Origin of the sequence: Clostridium gelidum, assembly GCF_019977655.1 — a bacterium.
GTDB classification, from domain to species: domain Bacteria; phylum Bacillota; class Clostridia; order Clostridiales; family Clostridiaceae; genus Clostridium; species Clostridium gelidum.
Genome location: NZ_AP024849.1, coordinates 5,156,980 through 5,180,627 on the forward strand (window position 1 = coordinate 5,156,980; position 23,648 = coordinate 5,180,627).

Consider the following 23,648-nt stretch of genomic DNA (forward strand, 5'->3'; position numbering starts at 1 on the left):
TATGTATACATAATATTATATTACATACCCTTTTTAAATGGTTTAATGTAATCGTTATATGGTTAAATGTGTGCAATAGAAAACCTTTTCTTTAATTGTTAATTATGAAAAACTAATAAATTTAAAAGAAACTTTTTAATATAATTATATTAAAGAGCTTCTCTAAAAAAATAATTTCTATACCTAATATTCTGCATTTTACTGATTATTATTTTATTCCATTCGACTTGTTTTTTTAAATCTCCATAGTTTGCTAATAAAATCTTTTACAACTATATTTACAGTAATTCCTACATTCATTAATTCATCACCGCCAAAGACTTTTTTAGTTTCTAAATTTTCATAATAGCAATCTGGATTTAATCCCTTAAATTTTAGAGTTCTGATGCTTGAACCTGGTTCTGAAAGTATTTTGAAATACATTCCTACAAACTCTGTTTTATCATTAGATACAAAATTCCATGCTGCTTCGTTAGTATCAAACGGGCTTAAAATTCTATAAAAATCACCAAATTGTATTATATGCCTTATTTTTTTATATAATGCTATCTGTTCTTTCATCATTTCTTTTTCTTCTTGTGAAATATTCATTAAATTTAATTCATAGCCAAAGTTCCCTGACATAGCAACATGAGCTCTTGTTTCAAGAGGTGTTATTCTTCCTACTTGATGATTAGGAACTGTAGAAACATGTGCTCCCATAGTAATTGGTGGATAAACTAAACTTGTGCCATATTGAATCTTTAACCTACATACTGCATCTGAATTATCACTAGTCCAAGTCTGAGGCATATAATAAATCATTCCAGCATCAAAGCGCCCTCCTCCACTGGAACATCCTTCAAATAATACATGTTTAAATTTAGTAGTAAGCGCTTCTAATATATAATAAAGTCCAAGGATATATCTATGAGCTGTTTCCTTTTGACGTTTAGGCTCTGAAGCTTCAGACCATATATCTGTCATATGTCTATTCATATCCCATTTTACATAAGTTATCTTTGAATTAGATAATATATTAGATACCGCATCTATTATATAATCACATACTTCTTTCCTTGATAAATCTAGTACTAACTGGCTTCTTCCCACTGTACACATACGATTTGGTACATGTAGTGCCCAATCTGGATGATTTCTATATAAATCACTATCTTCTGATATCATTTCTGGTTCAAACCATATCCCAAATTGCATTCCAAGATTTGTTATATCATTAACTAAATCATCTAATCCATTTGGTAATTTATTTTTATCCACAATCCAATCTCCAAGGGAAGACTGATCATCATCTCGTGTGCCAAACCAACCATCATCTAATACAAATAATTCTAATCCTAACTCTTTTCCACTTTTAGCTATTTCTTTAATCTTATCTGCATTAAAATCAAAATACGTTGCTTCCCAATTATTTATAAGTATAGGACGTTCCTTATCTCTAAAAGTTCCTCTACATAATCTAGTAGAGTATAATTTGTGGTACGTTCTTGACATTCCGTTAAGTCCATCAGATGAATATGTCATAATAACTTCTGGTGTTTGGAATTCTTCTCCTTTTTGTAACAACCATGAAAAATCAGAAGGATTTATTCCCATTATTACTCTAGTATTTGAAAATTGATCAACTTGTACTTGAGCTGTAAAATTGCCACTATACACAAAGTTAAATGAGTAGACTTCTCCACTATCTTCACTAGTGTCACTTCTTACTAAAGCTAAAAATGGTGCTTGCTCTGGACTACTTGCACCTCTACAGCTTTCAACCATTTGTATTCCAGGTACTAACTTTCTCCTTGCTATATTTTTTTCATTAATATGAGCCCCATATAAAGTTATTAGTTCAAAATTACTTTCTCTATAGTCAATACTCGCACTCATAGCTCTTGTAATATTTAATTCTTCCTCACCATTATTTTTTAAGGAAACTGATCTTGCTATTACATCAAAATCTATATATATGGTATACATTAAAGTTACAGTTAGCCCTATTAATTTGTCTTCCATTACAATTTCTAAAGTTTTTGCTTCTGCTTCATCTTCTACATAAGTTGATGGAAGTCCTTGTAATTTCTTCTTTCCATCATATATATTATGTGACTTATAACGAAGGTCAGTAACTCTAGAACCGTTCTTTTGCTCTACCTGAAATGCTGGTACCCTAAAATCTCCATTGCCATAAGCAGGATACTCCGATGGGATAGTATCTAATGAAAAGGTTCTATCTAATGGATCTGGATTTGGTGAAAACCCTCTATCATAATAAGCAATTGAATTACTTTCATTATATTTATTAATTTTCTTACCAAAATAAACATTAACTAAATATCCATCTTTAATGATTTTCATTACATAACTAATGTTTTTATTTTGTAAATGGAAGGTTTTTTGCACGGAATCATAAACGATTTTCATATTAAATTCATCTCCTCTTATAATCAAAAAAGTATTGTTCACTTGTACTTCGCACTCATTCTATATGGGCGTGCTTTTTTCATCTTAAGTTCTTAATTGCGCTTAAAAAGTTCCTAATTGTGCTTAATTAAGTTTTTGGTTGTGCTTTGCACTTTTTTTAGAGGTCAATTGTTCTTGGTTACGCTTCGCGCTTATTTTAAAGGTGAAATGATCCTTATTGTGCTTCGCACTCTTTATATATGTGTATATTTTCTTAATATCCATTGCTTAGCTGCATAGTCACCTTTAAGTTCAGGTATTATTAATCCAATATTCATTAATTCATCTCCGCCAAAAATCATATCTTCATCAACTATTTTGTACTTAACATCTTCTTCCAGTCCTATTAATTTTAATGGTTTATTCCATTTGTTTGGTTCTGCATATTGTTTAACGTAACTTACAACAATTTCACATTTATCCTTAGAAATATTCATCCATGCAACTTCATTACTTTCAAATGGACTTAATAATCTAAAAGTATCGCCAAATTGAACTGTTTCTCTTATTTCTTTGTATAACTTAACTTGCTCTTTTATTGCATCTTTTTCTTCTTCTGTTAATTTTGTAATATCAAGTTCATATCCAAAATTCCCGGCCATGGCAACTATTCCTCTTGTCTCAAGAGGCGTAATTCTACCTACTTGGTGATTTGGTACTGCTGATACATGACATCCCATAGATGCACTTGGATAAACTAAAGATGTTCCAAATTGGATTTTTAATCTTTCTATGGCATCTGTATCATCACTTGTCCATGTTTGTGGCATATAATAAAGCATTCCTGGATCAAATCTTCCACCACCACCAGAGCAGCTTTCAAATAATATATCAGGGAACTTTGTTGTTATCTCTTCTAAAATCCTATATAGACCTAACATATACCTATGAGCTGTTTCTTTTTGTCTTTTAGGTGGTAATCCAAGTGAACCTATTTCACTCATATTTCTATTCATATCCCATTTAACATATGAAATTGAAGCATTGTCTAAAACATTACTAACTGATTCTATTATATAATCACATACTTCTTCTCTTGATAAATCTAGAATAAGTTGATCTCTTGCTGTTGATCTATTTCTTTCTGGTACATGTATACACCAATCTGGATGTTTTATATATAACTCACTACTTGGAGATACCATTTCTGGTTCAAACCAAAGACCAAATTGTAATCCCATATCATTTATTTCTTTAGATAATTTTCCAAGTCCACCTTTTATTTTTTTTTCATTTACAAACCAATCTCCAAGTGATGTTGTATCATCATCTCTCTTGCCAAACCATCCATCATCAAGAACAAAAAGCTCTATTCCTAAGTTACTTGCTTCTTTTGCAATTTCTTTTATATTAGTTTCATTGAAATCAAAGTACGTTGCTTCCCAATTGTTTATAAGTATTGGGCGTGCCTTATCTCTATATTTCCCCCTACATAAACGCTTTGCATATAAATTATTATAAATGTGAGACATCCCTGTTAATCCATTAGGTGAATATACTAATACTGCTTCTGGAGTTTGGAATTTTTCTCCTTTTTCTAATAACCACTTAAAATTAAATGGATTTATTCCAATTTGGGCTCTTGACTTACTATACATATCAACTTCAACACCAGCTAAAAAGTTTCCACTATAAACTAAACTAAATCCATAAACATCGCCATTTTGTTCATTTGAGCCTTTTCTTGCCAGGGCCATAAAAGGATTTTGACCATGACTACTTGCCCCTCTTCTGCTTTCTATTGATTGCATCCCAGATCTAAGGCTTGTTCTAACAATATGTCTTTCTCTCGCCCATGCACCAGATAAATGTATAAAATCGAAGTCATCTTCCTTAAAATCTACATTAGCACTTAAGGCTCTTAATATATTTACATTTTCTTCACTGTCATTTATTATCTTAACTGATTTTGTTATAACATCAAAATCTCCAAACACATTATATGTTAAAATTACTTTTATATTTTTCAATTCATCTTTTAAATATATTTCTAACGTTTCTGCCTCTTCTTCATTTTCAACATATGTGGATGGTAATCCCTTAATAGACTGTTTTCCTTTATAAATCTTATATCCATCATATCTTAGGTCAGTAGTTGTACTACCATCTTCAAACTGAAGTTCAATTGCTGGTGAACGTAAGTCAGTTACACCGTACCCTGGATATTCTTGTGGTATTACTTCTAACTGAAATGTTCCTATATTATCTGTATTGGTAAGAAAACTTCCCCATAAATTCTCTTCTATAAGATAATCTAAATTGTTGGTACTTATCTTTTTTCCCCAATATAAATGAGATAAATGATTACTTTCTAATACCTTTAGTATATAACTTGTTCTTTTAGTTTTAAGATGAAATGTTTTTGTAACATTATCATAAACAATAGTCATATTAGTCCCTCCGTTTATTCTATTTTTTATATAATTTTCACCGTAAATTGTCAAAATATCATTTTAAAATTAACCATGTATATGTATTCATTATAATCTGATATAATATTAAATTATATGGTATTATGTATGTTGCTCATGTAAAAATGTTATGTTTGAAATTTAATTTTTTCATATACATACAGCTTAAAGGAGTGTTGAATTACTATGGATATTAAATATATTGAAGATTCTAGAGCTAAATACCTTGAACCCCCCCAAAAACAATCCATATATCTGTTTTTATGTTTTTGTGGAATCGCGGATTGTTCTCCTAGTTATTCATATGGGCCGGCAGTGAGACCTCAATATGTAATTCACTACATAATTGATGGAGAAGGCTCTTATACTGTTAACAATAAAACATACAAACTCAAAAAGAATGAAGGCTTCCTAATTCGCCCTGGTATTGTTACTTATTATGAGGCTGATAAAGATAACCCTTGGAGTTATATGTGGATTGGGTTTAATGGCGTTAAGGCCGAAACTTATTTGAGCTATGCTAATCTTAATGAAGAAAATCTTATATTTGAGTATTCAAAGGATGCCACATTAAAAGACTATATTTCTGAAATGCTTAAATTAAATGAAATGGATTATTCTAATGAATTAAAACTTGAAGGTCTTCTATACTTATTCATGTCAAAATTAGTTGAAACTAGAAAAGAGGTTTTTAATCAGAAAGCTTACAAAAGTGCTGAATTATATTTAGAAAAATCTATAGAATTCATAGAAAATAATTATTCTAATAATATAAAAATTAATGATATTGCGAGTTATATAGGAATAAACAGAAGTTACCTTACTCATATCTTTAAAAAAAATATTAATATTTCACCTCAGGACTTTTTAGTAAATTATAAAATAGATAAAGCCTGTACTCTTTTACAAAATACAGATTTATCAATTAAGGTTGTAGCCCACTCTATAGGGTATTCTGATCCACTAACCTTTTCTAAGATATTCAAAAAAGTAAAAGGAGAAAGTCCTAAAAATTATAGAGAAAGATTTTTTTCAAATCAAATATAATTGTTTCATCGGGCCATATCTGGCCCTTTTTTATTTTGCCTTTTCAAGCTTTTCTTCATTTTCTTAAATTATCCGATAGCTAGCATCCGTAAAACTCCCTCGCACTTGTGAAAGCGACTATGCCAAATTTAAATTTGGAATATCTGCTTTTCTTCAAGTATGAGATAATGGCTGTACGCTCCTGGACGAGGTGCCCATTAAGGTTATTAGTTCAACTAAATTCAGCTAGAGTATAGAACTCCACTTGAAAAGTTTCACTTTATTCTCTTCTTATAAGGAAATTCATAAATTAATTCAATATATACAACATTTAACCATATTATTAGCAAATAAATGCATTTTTAAATTTATAAATATGTTTTATAATAATCATTAAGAAAACTCGACTCACATTCGTTCGCTGAGTAAGTTATTCACATAAAATCATAGATTTGAGTCCTCTACTTAAAGAAACAGAGGATAATTTATTGTAACCAATGCAAACGATATCTTAATAAAGCACTTGGAGGGATATAGAATGAGTAAATTTTTAAAAATAAGTCGCACGAAGACAGATAAAAATATAAATGATAAGAAAAAAGTCAATATTCTATTTAAGACTGAACGTATTATAAGAGGTTTAAAAATAAAAAATAGATTGATTATTTCTTACGGGCTGTTAGTTTTAATTCCATTATTAATAATAGGAATTACATCAGTATTTCAATCAAAAAATGCAATGAATAATAAAATTTCAAATTATTCATCTCAGATAATGTCACAAATAGGAGTTAATATTTCAACTGAGATGAGTAATAATTCAAATTTTGTACAAACACTAATGAGCGATTCTCAAATACAAGATTATTTGGAAAGTATAAAAACTACTAATTCTTTTTTTGATTCTTCCAAAGTTAATACCTTATCTAAATTAATTAATACTAAAGGAAGTACAAGAAACGATATCTTGAGTTTAGGTATTATAGACACTAATAATATAAAAATAGGTATTTTTTCAAATCAATTTTCGGATGATATAAAGAAAAATTTATCGGATTTATCTAAAAATGCTGAAGGAAAATTTATATGGAAATTACAGAAAACTCCATTAGGAAGCTATAGTCTATATATGTCTGCAGAGGTAAGTTCTTTAACTAATTTTGGTAAGAATTTAGGCTTTGCATTTGAAGAATTAAATCCCAAAATACTCGTTAGTTCTTTTAAAAATGTAAATTTAGGTACTAATTCATCTATATTTATTGTAGATTCAAATGGCATTATTATAGCAAGTGAAGATGAAAATTTAATTGGAACAGATTATAAAGATGCAAATGTTGTTGGAAAAATTTTAGATACAGAAAAAGATTTAGCGAGTGTCAACGATGAGGTAAAATTACAAAAACGATGTTTTTCTACCAGCAATGGTGAATCTCTTGTATCTTATGCACCTTTAAATGGTTCAGATTGGTACGTAGTTGGAGTTATTCCCTATAGTTATTTAAATTCAGACTCAAATATTTTAAGAAATAATACCTTAGCAGTTGGTTTAATTTCATTTATAATTGCAATGACTGTTGCATTAATAATATCAAGAAGTATTTCAAATCCTCTAGAAAAATTAGTCGTACTTATGAAAAAGGCTAAAGAAGGAAATTTAGATCTTCATATAGTAGATGAGAGCAAAGACGAGATCAGTGAAGTAATAAGCGCATTTAATGATATGGTAGGAAAAATAAATACTTTAATTGTAGATGTTAAAAGTCTAGCTGAAAATGTATCAAGTAATACAAAAATAATTACAGATGTTTCAGAGCATTCTTATGCATCTTCAGAAGAAATTGCAGCAACAATGAGTGAGATTACACAAGGAGCTTCAGAACAAGCTACAAGTGCTAGCGAAGGTTTAGATTATATGAATAAATTGTCGCAAGAAATAAATATGGTAAACGGTAAGACACAAAATGTTTCATTAGTATTAGAAAAAACAAAAGAAATGAAGCAGGATGCTATTATATCAGTTGAAACATTGAATAGCAAAGCAGAAGAAACAAATAAAGCTTCAGCTAAAATTGTTGAAGATGTAAATAATTTAAATTCAAACGTTAAAGATATAAAGGCAATTGTAGAATTAATTGTTGATATAGCCGAGCAAACTAATCTTTTATCATTAAATGCAGCAATTGAAGCTGCAAGAGCTGGTGAGTCAGGCAGAGGTTTTGCTGTTGTTGCAGACGAAGTAAGAAAATTAGCGGATAAATCAAAAGAATCATCTATTCAAATTAATAAAATTATTAATGATATTCAGCATAAGACAGAAGTTGTAGTAAAAGAAGCAACCAGTTCTAGTATTATAATAAGAGAACAGATGAAAGCGGTTGAAAAGACAGATACTGCTTTTAAAACAATATTCGAAGGAATGGATCAGATAGATAGTCAATTGAAAGAAATGGTTACATCAATTAATGAAATAGTTAATTCCAAAGATAAAACTAAAATGGCTATGGAAAGCATTTCTGCTATTTCAGAAGAAACTGCTGCAACTACAGAACAGGTATCAGATGCAACACAGGAACAAATCAATGGAAGTCAAAAGGTAGCTGAGTTTGCTCAGGAATTAAACGAAGTAGTTGAAAATCTAAATAGTGCAATATCTCAATTTAAAGTAAATTAAAATATAAAAATACGCCGCTCTAAAAATTAGAGGGCGTTATTTTCGTTAAAAATAAAAATTTATATTCTTGGTTGTGAATCAAAAAATAAATTATTCTAAAAATAAAATATTACTTTCCCATGAGTTATCATATTTGCAATTACATTACTCTCTGCACACATTATTCTCTATAATTACTTTTGCTTTGTTCTTTATATCAACCTCATTAATTTCATTGAATAATTTTATATACTCTGCCCTAAATGATTTATAATACTCTTTAAATGTGTCTCTCAACCTTTTACTTTTACAATTAACTTCTATATATTTTGTCATATCATTTGCTATTTCAATCATATCTAAGATTTTTTTTAGCCGTTTTTCATCATTGGTAGTTGTTATTATAGACTCTTCTCTAATTCTTCTCATATAAAAATCCTTATTATAGAAATATATTTTTTTACAATTTAAAAGTATTCTTGGTGTCCATTCTTCGTAAGCGTCAAAGAATCGACGCGTAGCGTTAGTATAATTTAAGTGATAAAATAAACCCAACAGAAAAACTTATATTCTCTGTTGGGTATAATTTTATATAGAAATAATTATTTGGTAGTCTTAACGCGCAGTTCATCTTGAATGCTTTCAGACCATGGCATACATTTTTCTAGTATGTCCATTTCCTTAACTTCTGAATTTGCAAACATTTCAAATAAATATACTAAATACTTTTCCACTGCTAAGCCATTGGCTTTAGCCGTTTCAGTAATACTATAAAGTAATGCACTTGATTTTGCGCCTTTTACTGTCTTGGAGAACATCCAGTTTTTTCTGCCAATTACAAATGGTTTTATAGCTCTTTCAGCTGCATTATTATCAATTTCAAGACATCCATTTGTCAAGAAAGTTCTCATATATGGCAACAACTTTTGAGCATATGCAAGAGCTTTACCTAAAGGACTTTTAGGAAGAGCATTAACAATTTCATTATCTACATATTCTTGAAATTTATTAAGAATGGGTGCAGATCTCTTGAGCCTTATTGCATGTCGATCACCATAATAATCATCACTACATATATATTGTTCCCTTAGATCTTTTTCAACTTTATAAAGTCGCTCACAATAATTAAACCCTTCTATTGCGTGAGACTGCTTTAGAGCTTCGGGGTTTAAGGTTGATATTATATCAAAGAATTTTCTTCGAATATGGGCCATACAATATAGTCTTTTTATATTCTTAACTTTATTATAGCCATCATATCCATCTGTTTGAAGATATCCAGAGAAACCTTCAAGAAATTCTTCAGCACAAGAACCAGATCTTGTTTTCTGATAATCATATAAAATTATATGGTTCTCTATGCCTCCGGAGCGATATAGCCACATGAACCTTTTTGAGTTGGAGTCTTTTCCATTTTCCTCAATAACCTTCACATAAGTTTCATCGGCGTGGATATAATTTCTTCTTAAGAGTTCCTCTTTCATATAATGAAAAACAGGCTGAAGTTCATTTGCACAACTTATTATCCAGTTGGATAATGTCTGTCTTGAAAGATTAACATTCATCATCTTAAAATATGATTCCATTCTATATAATGGCATTGCATATTGATATTTCATGCTCACAACATGAGCTAATAATTCATTTGAAGCCATACTTTTATATAAGAAAGTATTTGGAATTTTTGCAGAAATTATATTGGCTTTATCAGCATCCGCTTCGCAATTTTTGCAAGCATATGTATATGAAATATGTTCTTCTATGTAAAGTTCTGCTGGCTTATATTTTAAAATTTCTTTTGATTTTTTACCGATTATAATTAAATCATTCCCACATTTATCGCAAAATGTTTCAGAGTCAGCAAGTTTATGCTCAATTGTAACTCTATCTAGGCCGGATAGATTATCTTTCTTTCCTAAATGAGAAGATGATTTTTTTCTTGTATATGTAATTTCTTCAATGGAAGGCTCATCTATTTTAATATCACTGTTTTTTTCAGCATCATTAAAAAGTGAGAGCTGTCTTGAATCAACTTGTTCACTAGATTGTCCAAAAATTTTTCTGTTTTTATTAAGGAGCTGTCCTTTAAGAAAAGCCAATTCCTTTTTTAAATCATCAATTTCCTTATCTTTTGATTCAATGTCTTTTTCCATTTTAGAAATCAATAATTTTGTTTTTTTATCAAGTTGATCTTCTAAATCTAAAATATCCATCCCTATACCTCACAACAAATATAGGGGTATTTTACCACAAAACCCTCAATTCCGAAACTTGTAAAAGTTCAAAATTAAGGGTTTACAGCGATATTTGTTTTAAAAGCTATTTCTTACTTCAATTGGCTTAAATTTAGACTTAGTTCTAACTTCATATCCCATAAGCAACCATTTCAATTCCTCTTTGTTGATTTTAAGAGCTTCGTCTGGAGTCATCGGCCATTTCAATTTACTATTTTCAAGTCGGAAATAGTACAGCCAGAATCCTTCATCAAAGTGAAGTATCTTAATTTTATTCATTTGCCTATTGCAAAAAACAAACAAGGCTTTTTCAAACGGATCCAACTTTAGCTGCGTTTGCACAATCACTACTAGTCCATCAATACTTTTTCTCAAATCTGTTATTCCACATGCAAGATAAACTGTATTAACTTTATTAAGATTAAACATTTGTAATCAAATCCTTAAGCAACTTACTCAAAATAGCTATTTCATTAGCCGGTACATATATTTTAGCGGCTCCTATTTCTATTATTATATTAGGTCTATCAGCTGGAACTACGGTGACTTCAGTTGTTACTTTTTCTTCTCTCATTGAAATTGCATGAAACTGTAAATTATTATCTTCATTCTTGAATTTCTTTTTATAGTAATGAAATTGACTTTTAGTAATGTGATTTGCATTGCAGAAAGTTCCTAACGTTCCTTCGTAAGAAGAAAAGGTAGCAACAATTTCTCTCCAATTTATCTTCTCATTATTATTCATGTAAATAAACCTCCATTGTTAAAATCTATGTTAATTTTAACATTGAAGGTTTATATTTATCTATCCGTTAATTTTTTTACGTTTACCATTCTTCATCCTCATGATATATATTCAATTTAAATCTAAATCCATAACTCTCCAAGTATTCTCTTTTATAGATTTTAATAGTTGGGGAAGAATAGTAGTTTCCATTATCAAATAACAATTGTACAACTTCTTCTGTGATTAAGTTTTTTGTTTGTGTGTTATCTACTTTTAATATTTTAGGATATATGTCATATGTGCAGGATTTATATTCATTATCTACAAAACCTTTGTACGTGCCATATATAATATAACAGTCATGTTCTTCAAATATGCTAACAAAATCAGATATTATATTAGTATCTGAGAGATAATCGTCACTGTCCATAAACATAACATATTTACCTGCTGCAATGTTAAGTCCATAATTACGTGCTTTTGAAGGCCCTTCATTATCTTGATGAATTACCTTTATCCTTGGTTCTTTCTTCTGATATAAATCACATATTTCACCACTTCTGTCGGTAGAACCATCATCAATCAAAATAATCTCAAAATCTTTGTTACTTTGATTTAAAATGCTATCTATACATTCTTTTAAGTACTTTTCCGTATTGAAAACTGGAATTATTATACTAAAACTACATATATTAAATCCACTCCACTAATTTATATTTTTATTAAAGTAATTAATTGCTACATCTTTAGTTACAAGTTTATAGTAACTATAAAGGTTTCCATCACAGTATTCAGTGACAATAAAGCTATTATTGAGACTTATATTTAACAGAGTGTACTTAGGGGGACACTCTGTTATTTTAAAATCCACATCCGTTGTTCTTTAATTAAGCACAGATGTGGATAACAATTATCTAATATATATTTTTTCAAACTCTTCGAAATAATTGGGGAAAGTTTTAGAAACACAATGCGGATCTTTTATTTTAACCCCTGGAATCCTTAACCCAGCTAATGAAAAACTCATAGCCATTCTATGATCGTCATAATTTATTATGATGCAACAAAAAGATAGCAGATTCAATCTATTGAATAATGCAAATTAAAATTAAATATTTCCTATACCTATCGAGTTGGATTACAAATGCTTTGTAATTGGTTTAATTGCTTTTGCAACAAGCAAATAATTGTCTCGTCATCTTCAGATATTGTTCCAACATACTCTAGTGAAACAATATCTGGATTAGAATGATTAAGTACCCATTCTAACAATTTATAATCTTCATCCTTCATAGATTCATGTGTATCTGCTGGAAAACCATCTTTATCATAGCCATAACCATTTACATGAATTTCTACAATTCGATCAAGGGGTAATTGTGCAATATAATCATAAACATCAAAACCATGATATAGTGCACTAATCTTTGCATGTGTTATATCAATCAAAAAAGATACATTGTTATCTGCAATCAATCTGTTAATTTGTTCTGGCTTAAAATAAGGATAGTAATCATATACTACTCGATCTTCTGGTGTATCTGGAATATTTTCAAGTAGCAATGGAACAGGCAGGTTATTTTTAAATATCTGAATGTTTTCACACATTTTCTCATATATATTTTCTTCTGTTATTCCTGGATATATCTCAGAATTCTTAAGAGTAAAGTGTAATCCATAATGAGGAGAACTACAATCTCTAATTAATTTATTTGCTAACTCAAAATCAACTATTTCTATATTATTCATTCCAGTACATTCAAAGTTTCCTAACCCATGAAGTAGAATTGGACGTAATGATCGCATTCTAGCAAACTGTTCATTGAATGTTCCATAAGCCCCTGCTTTAATATAATCTACTTTAACAGCATCTCTTTCAATAAGAATTTCCAATGCTTTTGACCAATTGCACCCAATATACATAATAACTGTCATTCCTTTCGCTGTGCTCAATGCACAAATTTACATTAATGCATTAACTACAACTTTTTATTATCACACATTTTAAGAAGTTTCCGAACTAAATACAACCATTATCAGCTCTTAGCCTTCAATATTTCGTCTAAATTTATCCAATTAACTGATAACCACACCATTTCGTCTGCAAATCTTTTCGGTGGACCTTCGCTGTTAAAACTATCGCTCCTAAGCCACCAAAAGCTCTCTAAACAATATAACAGTTTTAATGAACGAATTATATCATCGGCAGAAATATTTCCAATCTGATTGTAACCATCTATAAAAGCATTTACTACATCCATCCTTAGACAGTTATTATCTAATGTAAAGGAAAGTATTGCTCTTGATATATCCAATTCGGGATAGATATATTGTAATCTATCAAAGTCTAAGATCGCTGAAAGGGAATTAAGATGAAACAATATATTATCACACCATAAATCTGAATGCGCCCAGCCTAGTTTGCATCCTTCAAAAATATTTATATCTAGGTTTTCAAATATTTCTCTTTGAAGTTTAAGGAAACCGTTAATATCTGCTGTATTTCTATCTTTAGTTAACATCCAATTCTCATACCATTCAGCTATCAATTGTTCTTTTGATGGTACAACCCATGTTGGAATTGCTTTTTCATCAATTGGGTTATTGATTAAACTATGCATTTTTGCAATTTCAATACCTAAATCATGAGCTTGGTTACAATTAATTTTTCCAGCATTAATAAGGTTGCCATCACAGTATTCAGTTATAATAAATCTCACATTTTTCTTTGTTCTTAATATTACATCTCCTTTAAATGTTAAAATATGCGGACACCGTATATCTTTCTCACTTAATTTCTTTTGAAATATGAGAGCTGTGTTTAAACGTTTTTCTTTTGAAGTTGGGTATCTCTCCGAGTTATACTGCTTAATAAAAAGTGTTCCATTATCTGTTATAAACTTCCACTTTAAATTTAATAATCCCTTATTAATTTCCGTATACTCAGTAACTCTTATTGAAAACATTCTTTCTATTGTTTCTTTTATTTCATCCAATATGCTATTTTTTGTATTTATCATATTTAACCACTCCATACAAATTTCCATTATTCGTCATAAATTACAAGGCTATAATGTTTTTTCAACTATAATACATCTTCCCGAATCAGGAGTTTCCACTTCTTTAACATAGTTATATCCTAACTTATAATAAAAGTTCTGAGATGTTATACTCGAAGGTACTTGTACCAAGTTAACTGAATTTTCTTTAGCATTATCTTCTATAATAGACATTAGTTTTTTTCCTACACCACACCCATGATAATTGACATCTACAAAAACTCCATAAATTATATTGTTTTCCAAACTAGCAGTACCAATTAATTCGCCATTTAATTCGGCAACATAAATATCACGTTTTTTAGCATTTTCTATCATATTCTCAGGTACAAATCGGCTACACATACCATCAATAATTTCCTTAGGATAGTCTTTGCTATTTATTTCAATTAAGTTTCTTTTTATTATTTCGCATAGTTTTGAACTATCAATACTTTTAAATTTTCTAATACTAATATTTTTAGATTCCATTATTTGCACCTCACCATATTTTTTTACTTTAATAGTAGCTTGTTAACTTAATATATTACTGTGACTTTATATGCCAATTTGTAATTACTTAAACAAACTTAAATAATGCTAATCATCCCCCATTATAAATAACAGGAGATGATTATAAATTTAACTATAGATTAAAAATTTAATCTTATACTTCAATAGTAAAATCATGAGTTTTTAAATTAGCTTTTAATATTGCTGTATGTTCTCCACACTTTCTAGTTATTATAAGTTCATTACCATTAACTTCTGTAATGCATTCCCCATCTAATCCAAATGCTGCATTAGAATTACGTAATTTCATTAAATCTCTAATATCCTTTACAATCTTTCTATCTTCAAAGTTTTTCTTAATCTCTTCTTTTGAATAATAGTGACGATTAATGTCTCTACCATTTTTAGTTTCTTCTATTAATTCAATATCATTTTCCCCTGCAAGCATTCCTACATAATAAACTTGTGGTATTCCAGGAGCAAAAAATTGAATTGCACGAGCTAATAAATAGGCCTTATCGTTATTTCCCAGTGCCGAATAATAAGTACAATTCACTTGATATATATCTAAATTGTTATATGCTGCTGTATTGTATATCTTATTAACATTTGCACCTTTTGTAAACATAGCTTCTTTTGTTTCATCAATTTCTTCATCAGTCATTAAATCTTTTACATCAACAATACCAATACCATCGTGTGTATCTAATGTAGTAAATTGCTTCATTGGACTCATATCAAGCCATTTTTTTAGATTTTCACCTTTACCTGAATATAGTGAATGTAAAACTAAAACTGGTAGTGCAAAATCATAAATCCAAAATCCTTTTTCAGCAATTTTATGTTGTATTGTATAATGTTCGTGAATTTCTGGTAAGATCTCAACACCATATTCATTTACTATCTCTTGAATTTCATAAAGTAAATCCCACATTTCTGGTTCAATAAAGAAACAACTAGTTCCAGGTTGTTTTATTGCATATGCAAATGCATCTAAGCGGATAATTGAAGCACCATTTTTACACATTGATATTAATGTTTCTTTAATGAATTCTCTTGCCACTTTTGAATCCATGTTTAAATCGATTTGTTCATCTCCAAATGTACACCAAACGTTTTCTTTAGTTCCATCTTTAAATTCAACTTCATAACATGGTGCTTTTGGTTTTCTCTTATAAATCGCATCTACTTCTTCTTCAGTTGGTTCAACATTTTCCCAAAAATCTTTATATCTTATAAAGAAATCACTATACTTTGATGCATCTTTCTTTTCTTCAAAATTTTTAAAAAATTCAGATTGCCTCGAAATATGATTTACCATAAAATCATACATTAAGTAATTTGTCTTGCTTATTTCTTTTACATCTTCCATAGTTCCAAAAGCTTCATCTACTATGTCATATCGCATTGGTGCAAATCCTCTATCTCCTGATGACGGGAAGAATGGAAGAATATGAACACCTCCGATAGCCCCTCCATAATGCTCATCTAAAACTTCTTTTAAATCTGTTAAATTTTCACCTAAGCTATCTGCATAAGTTATAAGCATAATTTCATTTTTAATTTTATTTTTCTTCATAATAATCTCCTTCTTTACTGTCCTTTTAATTTAAAACCATTTAAATTTATCTAAAAACTATATTATCTTCTGCTTTCACTTAGATTATATAGTTTTTAGTTTAATAATCACATATTATTATGTAGTGAAAATATGGTTAAATGTTATATATAAATAACTCTCAATAATTTTTATTATATTTTTGAAACGTTTCATATTAGTATTAAAATTAGTGAAGAATATAATTTCTAATTATTTAGTAGTTCCGCCATCTACAAAAGTAATTGGTAAATATGAAATTTCAGCTGCAGTTTCTTTATTTATCAATGATATCATTATTTCAACACACTTCTTTGCCATTAAATCAACAGGTTGACGAATACTTGAAACAAAATATCCAAGTTCCTCAATTAATTTAATACCATCATATCCAATTATACTTACATCCTCTGGAATAAGAAATCCATAAGATTCAATTACTTTTTTAACTCTTAGTGCAAGAGTATCAGTACTAAAAAATATACCATCAATTAATAATTTTCCATTAGACATGTTTTCCTCTAAGAACTTTGAACAAACATCTTCTACATTCTCATGTGGCTCTATTAATTCTAATAACGTATAATTAATTCCGTTCTTTTCACAGGTATCAATAAATCCAAGTTTTCTTTTGTAAGTTTCCCCATATATATTAGAACCTGTACGAATAAAAGCAAGATTTTTGCAACCCGTTTCTATTAATTTCTTTGCTGCGGTTTCTCCTCCTTTATAATTATCAGAAGAAACATAAGGAATATCAGAATTGCTAAAATGTCTATCAATAGAAACAAATTTGCAATTATTAGATACTTCTTGATCAATATCACTATAAGTTATTCCAACAATTCCATCTACCTTATTTTGCTTCGCCATATTAATATAGTGTACTTCTTTTCCTGCATGACCATCTGAATTACATAATAATAATTTATAGTTGTATTTACTTAGTTCAAATTCTAAATAATATGCAAACGAAGCAAAAAATGGGTTTAATAAATTAGGAATAATAAGTGCAATTGTATCTGTTTTTTGTTTTTTCATTCCACGTGCATATACATCTACTTCATAGCCTAATTTCTTAATTGCGTCTTCTACTTTTATTTTATATTCTTCACCAACTTGAATATTATTTATAACTTTTGATACTGTTCCCAGTGCTACTCCTGCTTCTTTTGCTACATCTTTCATTGTTGCTGCCATCTATAACATCAAATCCTTTTATATTAATTTTATTTTACTGAATATCATTATTCATATAGATTTCTACATATATTGTTTGTTACATAAAATTATTTTCATCTTTATATTATCAATAATCTTATAGTTTTAGCAATATTTATTCACTTATTTATTGAACTATTTAATTTTAAACTGTTCTATCATTTTAAATAATTTTTTCTTTAAAGATAAATCTTTTATATAACTACCTCTTTTGTATAAATAAATAGGAGTTGGAAACCAACCCCAACTCCTATTTAAGTGCATCAATAAATTTTAATATATATGTTGCAAAATGATCTTTTCATAAAATTTGTATTCATATTCTTTATTCCATGTAAATTTCTAATTACAACATATATAGATAATTAAATATAATTTACTTCCGATATATTATTTTGCAGTTTTATTATATCTGTCTAAACCATCTTGATAAACCTTCATTAACTTGTCTAGTCCCATTTTATTTAATTCTGCTTTATAACTATCCCAATCTTGATCAATACCACCATCTTTAATCCAACCAGCTTTTTTACCATTAACGTAAGTTAAAATATCAGTTTCAACTGTATTTATAGTATTTAATTCATCCTTATCAAAGAATACATTTGGATAAGATTGTTTTTCCATATAAGGATCGAATTTAGATTGAATAATATCTAATCTTTCCTTTGCACGTGGTTCCATTTCTACAACAGTACCAAAATCATCTTTTGTTATGATAGCTGGGCTACCACCACCTGGACATACTTTTTGTCTATATTCACCCATTGTAGTACCTGCTGGAGCATCTTTCCATTTAAGAAGTCCACTATCTGTCTTTGTAAATACATCGCCGACTGGTCCCCATTGTATTTGTGAGCTTACGTCTTTAGCATACATTAAATCAACAAAACGTAAAGTTGCTGCAACATTTTTGTTTGCTGATGTAATAACAAATGCCGCTCTATTAGTTTCATCTAGATTACTTCTTCCAGTTACTTTTTCTCCTTGTGCATTTTTAAATGGATCTAGTATTGCAAAATCTTTTGCTCTATTTGCACCAACAACTTCTGGAATTTCCCACCAAACAAAACTTCCTAATTTATCTTGTTCATTTTGTCCTTTTGCAATATATGCTGGTGCATCTTGTGTGAATGATTCAGGATCAATTAATCCTTCTGCATATAAGCTATGAAAATAATTAATTGCGTCTTTATATTGATCTTGAACGGCAGTATAAATCACCTTATTATCTCTTACTATTCTATGTTGAGTGTTATCAGCCATTCCAAAAGGTGCCATTAAATCTCCAAGATCTGCACAAAAAGAATTAGGCATAAAGCTAAATGGAATTTCATCCTGCACACCATTACCATTTGGATCTTTTGTTTTAAAAGCTTCAAGCACAGTTTTGAATTCTGCTGGAGTAGTTGGCGTGCTTAACCCTAATTTTTGAAGCCATTTAGTATTAATAGCAGTAAAGAAAGGTGCTTTTACTAATCCCATTTGTTCAATTGATGGTAATGAATAAATTTTACCATCTGGAGCTGTTAACTTCGATTTAATTGTTGGATCTTTTTTCATTTCAGCAGATAAATTTGGCATGTATTTTTCTATTAAATCTCCAAGAGGAATAATTGTACCGTCATCACCATAAGTTACTAAATCGGAATCAGTAAATTTACTATTCCAAAAACCATCTGGTAAATCACCACTTGCAACTAATAAATTCTTTTTTGTTACATAATCAGCTTCAGGTATATTATTCCACTCGATATTAATATTACATTTCTTAGCCAAGTCTTGCATTATTTTCATTTCTCCAAAATCAGGAGCAATCGCTGTTTTGGGTGCTGTCAATTTTAAAGTTATTGCTTCATCTACAATTGGATATCCTGTAGCATGGAAAGTTTTACTTTCTAGTGAGTTATTTGCTGCTCCACCCTTATCTGCAGTTTTTCCGCAACCAGTAAGTATTGACGTTGCTACTAATGTACATGTTAATGTTAGTACCATTATTTTTTTTAGTTTCATAATAAATTCCCCCTTATTTAATTTTAGTTATTAATTATATGAATATTGCTTCTCTTAATTCAAGTAAATATACTAATGATTTTTCCAACAAATATATATCGCCAAAGTAAGATAGTAACAATATACAAAACAAATATAAATTTTCTTATTTTATTTATCCTTTTACAGAACCTACCATAACACCCTTTTTAAAGTGCTTTTGAACTAATGGATAAACAAGTAGTGGTGGTAAACTTCCTACAATAATTGCTCCATATTTAATTAGTTCTGCCATTCTTTGCTGTGCTAAAAATGATGCTGAGTCACCCATTGAAGCACCTGAGCTATTTTGTATTAATATATTTCTTAACACTAGTTGTAGCGGATACACTTCTTGATTTTGAATATAAATAATCCCTTTAAATAGCTGATTCCACTGTCCAACACCATAGAATAATGCCATGATTGCAATAATTGGTTTTGCAAGTGGCAATGCGATCTTTATAAATGCTTTAATATCAGAACATCCATCAATTAATGCTGCTTCATAAAGTTCATTTGGTATACTTGTTTGAAAATACGTTCTTACAATTATCACGTTCATAATAGAAAGTGCATCTGTAAGTATTAATGACCATAAACTATTAAGTAAACCTAAATTCTTTACTAATAAATAAGTTGGTATCATACCACCACCAAAAAACATAGTAAACATTAAGAAAAACATTATGCCATTTTTAAAGGGTAAAGTTTTTTTTGAAAGTCCATAGGCACACGTAATAGTAAAGAATAAATTGATACCTGTTCCAAAAACTACGCAGAATAGTGAATTTGCATATCCACTTATAATTGCTTTATTATGCAAGATAGCTACATATCCATCTAATGTAAATCCTTTTGGCGTAAATAAAACTTCACCAGATTGTACAGCAACTGGATCACTGAAAGAAGCAATTACAACAAAATATAATGGATAAATCACTAGTAATGCTGCAACAGTCAAAATTAAAATATTTCCAATACCAAAAATTCTATCTCCTAAACTATCTTTTACTTTATTATTAGTTTTCATTTGATTTTTTACCATATTCCTTCCCCCGTTGCTTTCTTAGAGAATATATTAGCTAAGACTAATAAAATAGCATTAATAACAGTATTAAATAAACCAATAGCAGTTGAATAACTATACTGAGCTTGTGTAATACCAATATCATAAACATACGTTGGAATAACATCCGCTACACTACGATTTAAATCATTTTGCATTATAAGAACTTTTTCAAACCCTACATTCATAAGACCTCCTACTGCTAAAATAAACATTGTAATAATCATTGGCTTTATACAAGGTAAATCTACATTTATAATAGTTTTGAATCTTGATGCTCCATCAATTTTTGCTGCTTCATATAATTCTGTAGGAACACCTGCTAATGCACCTAAATAGATTATTGCGTTAAACCCTGTTGTTTGCCAAACACCTGATAATACGTATAACCACCTAAACCAGCCTTGTTCACCCATAAAGTGAACTGGATTTCCTCCAAATCTTTGAATAATTAAATTTACAATACCAGTACTTGGAGATAACAATACCGACATCATACCAACTAATACTACAACTGTAATAAAATTTGGTGCGTATAATACTGTTTGTACAAAACTTGCATATTTTTTTGATTTCACCTGATTTAGCATTAATGCTATTATTATTGGAATTGGAAATGAAATTATTAGTGTCATCAGACTTAGTATTAAAGTATTACTTAATAATTGTTCAAATCTATAAGACTCAAAAAATTTCGCGAAATACTTTAGTCCAACCCATGCACTATCTATTATTCCTTTCTTAGGACTATAATCTCTAAATGCTATTTGAACTCCATACATAGGTATGTAATTATAGATAAATACGTAAATCAATGTTGGTAATAAAAGAAAATATATTTGATAATGTTTTTTCATCTGCGCCCATGTTGATTTCCATGATTTTTTTTGTTTTTTGGGCTTTTTTATAGTTGATTCATTCATTAATGAGTTTTCATTTGATGATTTCTCCATTTTAACTCCTCCTATTCTTTATATGATTCCTTAAATTCTAGTGCTTATTCTAAAGCCGATATTACATCTATAATAACTAAAATCATTCCTTTATATGTTTTACTCAATATTCCACTTTTCTATATTCACACAAATTTGTTTGTCAGAATAAAAGGAAATTTCTTGAGCATTTTCCGGAGAATAAACTGTAGATGTCATTGTATATTCACCATCATTAACAAATACCTCAACTGAGTACAAGTCTATTAGCAATCTTAACTTAATTTCATCATTTCCAGATTCAATCTTAGTAGTTGTTTTGTTTAGAGCATTTATTCCACTGCCACTATTACTTCTATCAAAGGTTAGTACTTTTTCTTTTGCGTTATAAGATAAAACAGTTTCAAATTCTTCATTTTTGAACAATTTAATTTCAAAAGTCATATAATCAACTTTTGGAATTTCAATTATTAAATCAATGCAATTACCTTCAATGTTATCTAATCTAACATCCCCATCAATTTTTACATTTTTATACTCAATTTTATTACTTCTATAATTCTCTATTTCACGTACAGGATTTTGAATTAATTTATTATTTTTAACAGTTAATTCTCTAGGTATTGTCATCATGCCAGTGAAACCAAATTTATCAGATGGTATATTTCGTTCCCAAGACTGCATCCATGCTATCATTATTCTTCTATTATCTGGTGTAATTAATGTTTGAGGTGCATAAAAATCTAACCCTCCATCAATTTCATCACATATATCATACGTATATTCTCCTGTTTCATAATTTACTTTTCCAATCATGCAGATTGTTCCAAATACATTCTGAAATCTATGAACTTCTGGCTTCATTTCTTGTGGTGATGTTAACAAAACATCATATTCATCAAGTTCAAATAAATCTGGGCATTCCCACATTCTTCCTAACTTATTTTCACTTCTGCACATAACCCCAACAAAACTCCAATCAACTAGATTTTCAGATTTATATAATAATATTTGTCCACTTCCATCTTCATGTCTACTACCCACTACTACATAGAAATGACCATCTTTTTCCCATATCTTAGGATCCCGAAAATCTGATAAATTACTTTTTGATATAATCTGTTCAGTTTTAATAACTGGATTTTCCTCAACCTTCACATATCTTTTACCATCTCCAATTGCAATACATTGAGTCTGACGTATAGATTGTGGGTTTTCTTTATCCGGATCAAGATGGGCAGTATACATTAATACATGTTTATCCCCTACTTGTATTGCACTTCCGGAGAAACAACCGTTTTCATCATAGCTCTCATCTGGTGCTAACGCCACTGGTTTAGGTGTCCATTTAATAAAATCTTTTGTTGTTGCATGTCCCCAATGCATAGGACCCCATTTTATATCATATGGATAATATTGATAGAATAAGTGGTATTCTCCTTTATAGCATGAAAATCCATTAGGATCATTTATCCAACCAATATCTCCTATTACATGATATTTGGGTTTATTTTCTTTTTTTATTGTATATTTATTATTTTTAATAAATTCTAGAGCTTCTTCTAATTGCTTACTTTTTACTTTTGAATCTTGTAGTTCTTCTAATACACTATCTAATTGCTTCATTTTAATTCTGTATCCCCTTTCCGTGAAACGTTACACAATATTTAAAAAAATATATTTTTATATTATATATGTTGAACTAATAATTCTTCCTAAAATTCATCTACCATGTTATATTTTAATGT

Annotated in this window: 19 protein-coding genes; 2 read left to right on the plus strand and 17 right to left on the minus strand. The window is 29.2% G+C overall.

Translation table 11 applies throughout. The features are described 5' to 3' along the window. Positions 1-213: 213 nt before the first annotated feature. Positions 214-2,412 (minus strand): alpha-galactosidase, encoded by a 2,199-nt coding sequence (locus psyc5s11_RS23805; RefSeq protein ID WP_224034946.1) that lies wholly within the window; start codon positions 2,410-2,412, stop codon positions 214-216. A gap of 233 nt (positions 2,413-2,645) precedes the next feature. After that, on the minus strand, positions 2,646-4,841 hold the full coding sequence (locus psyc5s11_RS23810; RefSeq protein ID WP_224034947.1) for an alpha-galactosidase: 2,196 nt from the start codon (positions 4,839-4,841) through the stop codon (positions 2,646-2,648). 207 nt (positions 4,842-5,048) lie between these two features. Between psyc5s11_RS23810 and psyc5s11_RS23815 the strand changes: the two genes are divergently transcribed. Further along, positions 5,049-5,909: an AraC family transcriptional regulator gene (locus psyc5s11_RS23815; protein WP_224034948.1), complete on the plus strand. Its 861-nt coding sequence runs from the start codon at positions 5,049-5,051 to the stop codon at positions 5,907-5,909. Between the two features lie 517 nt (positions 5,910-6,426). Then, on the plus strand, positions 6,427-8,559 hold the full coding sequence (locus tag psyc5s11_RS23820; protein ID WP_224034949.1) for a methyl-accepting chemotaxis protein: 2,133 nt from the start codon (positions 6,427-6,429) through the stop codon (positions 8,557-8,559). A gap of 144 nt (positions 8,560-8,703) precedes the next feature. Here the strand turns inward: psyc5s11_RS23820 and psyc5s11_RS23825 are convergent, their stop codons facing one another. From psyc5s11_RS23825 to psyc5s11_RS23895, 15 genes are all read right to left on the minus strand, one after another. Continuing rightward, positions 8,704-8,967 (minus strand): hypothetical protein, encoded by a 264-nt coding sequence (locus psyc5s11_RS23825; protein ID WP_224034950.1) that lies wholly within the window; start codon positions 8,965-8,967, stop codon positions 8,704-8,706. Positions 8,968-9,140: 173 nt separating this feature from the next. Then, entirely contained in the window at positions 9,141-10,751 is a 1,611-nt protein-coding gene (gene tnpC / locus psyc5s11_RS23830; RefSeq protein ID WP_224033072.1) for an IS66 family transposase, read from the minus strand. A 99-nt stretch (positions 10,752-10,850) separates the two neighbouring features. Beyond that, a complete protein-coding gene (tnpB, locus tag psyc5s11_RS23835) occupies positions 10,851-11,201 on the minus strand; it encodes an IS66 family insertion sequence element accessory protein TnpB (RefSeq protein WP_224033073.1) in 351 nt (116 codons plus the stop codon). After that, entirely contained in the window at positions 11,194-11,517 is a 324-nt protein-coding gene (tnpA, locus tag psyc5s11_RS23840) for an IS66 family insertion sequence element accessory protein TnpA (protein WP_224033074.1), read from the minus strand. The genes tnpB and tnpA overlap by 8 nt, the downstream gene beginning before the upstream one ends. Before the next feature lie 82 nt (positions 11,518-11,599). Next, on the minus strand, positions 11,600-12,190 hold the full coding sequence (locus psyc5s11_RS23845; protein WP_224038257.1) for a glycosyltransferase family 2 protein: 591 nt from the start codon (positions 12,188-12,190) through the stop codon (positions 11,600-11,602). 219 nt (positions 12,191-12,409) lie between these two features. Then, entirely contained in the window at positions 12,410-12,583 is a 174-nt protein-coding gene (locus psyc5s11_RS23850; RefSeq protein ID WP_224034951.1) for a hypothetical protein, read from the minus strand. 41 nt (positions 12,584-12,624) lie between these two features. Beyond that, positions 12,625-13,452, minus strand: coding sequence for a multinuclear nonheme iron-dependent oxidase (locus psyc5s11_RS23855; protein ID WP_224034952.1), 828 nt, complete (start codon positions 13,450-13,452; stop codon positions 12,625-12,627). An 83-nt stretch (positions 13,453-13,535) separates the two neighbouring features. Then, positions 13,536-14,519 carry a phosphotransferase gene (locus tag psyc5s11_RS23860; RefSeq protein WP_224034953.1) on the minus strand — a complete coding sequence of 328 codons (984 nt, stop codon included), beginning with the start codon at positions 14,517-14,519 and terminating at the stop codon, positions 13,536-13,538. A 48-nt stretch (positions 14,520-14,567) separates the two neighbouring features. Continuing rightward, entirely contained in the window at positions 14,568-15,029 is a 462-nt protein-coding gene (locus psyc5s11_RS23865; RefSeq protein ID WP_224034954.1) for a GNAT family N-acetyltransferase, read from the minus strand. 175 nt (positions 15,030-15,204) lie between these two features. Further along, a complete protein-coding gene (gene gtfA, locus psyc5s11_RS23870; protein WP_224034955.1) occupies positions 15,205-16,629 on the minus strand; it encodes a sucrose phosphorylase in 1,425 nt (474 codons plus the stop codon). 231 nt (positions 16,630-16,860) lie between these two features. Further along, the gene (locus tag psyc5s11_RS23875) at positions 16,861-17,847 is read right to left on the minus strand and encodes a LacI family DNA-binding transcriptional regulator (RefSeq protein ID WP_224034956.1); all 987 of its coding nucleotides are present in this window, start codon (positions 17,845-17,847) and stop codon (positions 16,861-16,863) included. A gap of 411 nt (positions 17,848-18,258) precedes the next feature. Beyond that, positions 18,259-19,881, minus strand: a complete 1,623-nt coding sequence (locus tag psyc5s11_RS23880; protein WP_224034957.1) for a type 2 periplasmic-binding domain-containing protein — start codon at positions 19,879-19,881, stop codon at positions 18,259-18,261. Between the two features lie 154 nt (positions 19,882-20,035). Next, positions 20,036-20,947 carry a carbohydrate ABC transporter permease gene (locus psyc5s11_RS23885; RefSeq protein ID WP_224034958.1) on the minus strand — a complete coding sequence of 304 codons (912 nt, stop codon included), beginning with the start codon at positions 20,945-20,947 and terminating at the stop codon, positions 20,036-20,038. After that, positions 20,941-21,921, minus strand: coding sequence for an ABC transporter permease (locus psyc5s11_RS23890; protein ID WP_224034959.1), 981 nt, complete (start codon positions 21,919-21,921; stop codon positions 20,941-20,943). Before psyc5s11_RS23890 ends, psyc5s11_RS23885 begins: the two co-directional genes overlap by 7 nt. A gap of 99 nt (positions 21,922-22,020) precedes the next feature. Further along, positions 22,021-23,526, minus strand: a complete 1,506-nt coding sequence (locus psyc5s11_RS23895) for a glycoside hydrolase family 32 protein (protein WP_224034960.1) — start codon at positions 23,524-23,526, stop codon at positions 22,021-22,023. Between the last annotated feature and the right edge of the window lie 122 nt (positions 23,527-23,648).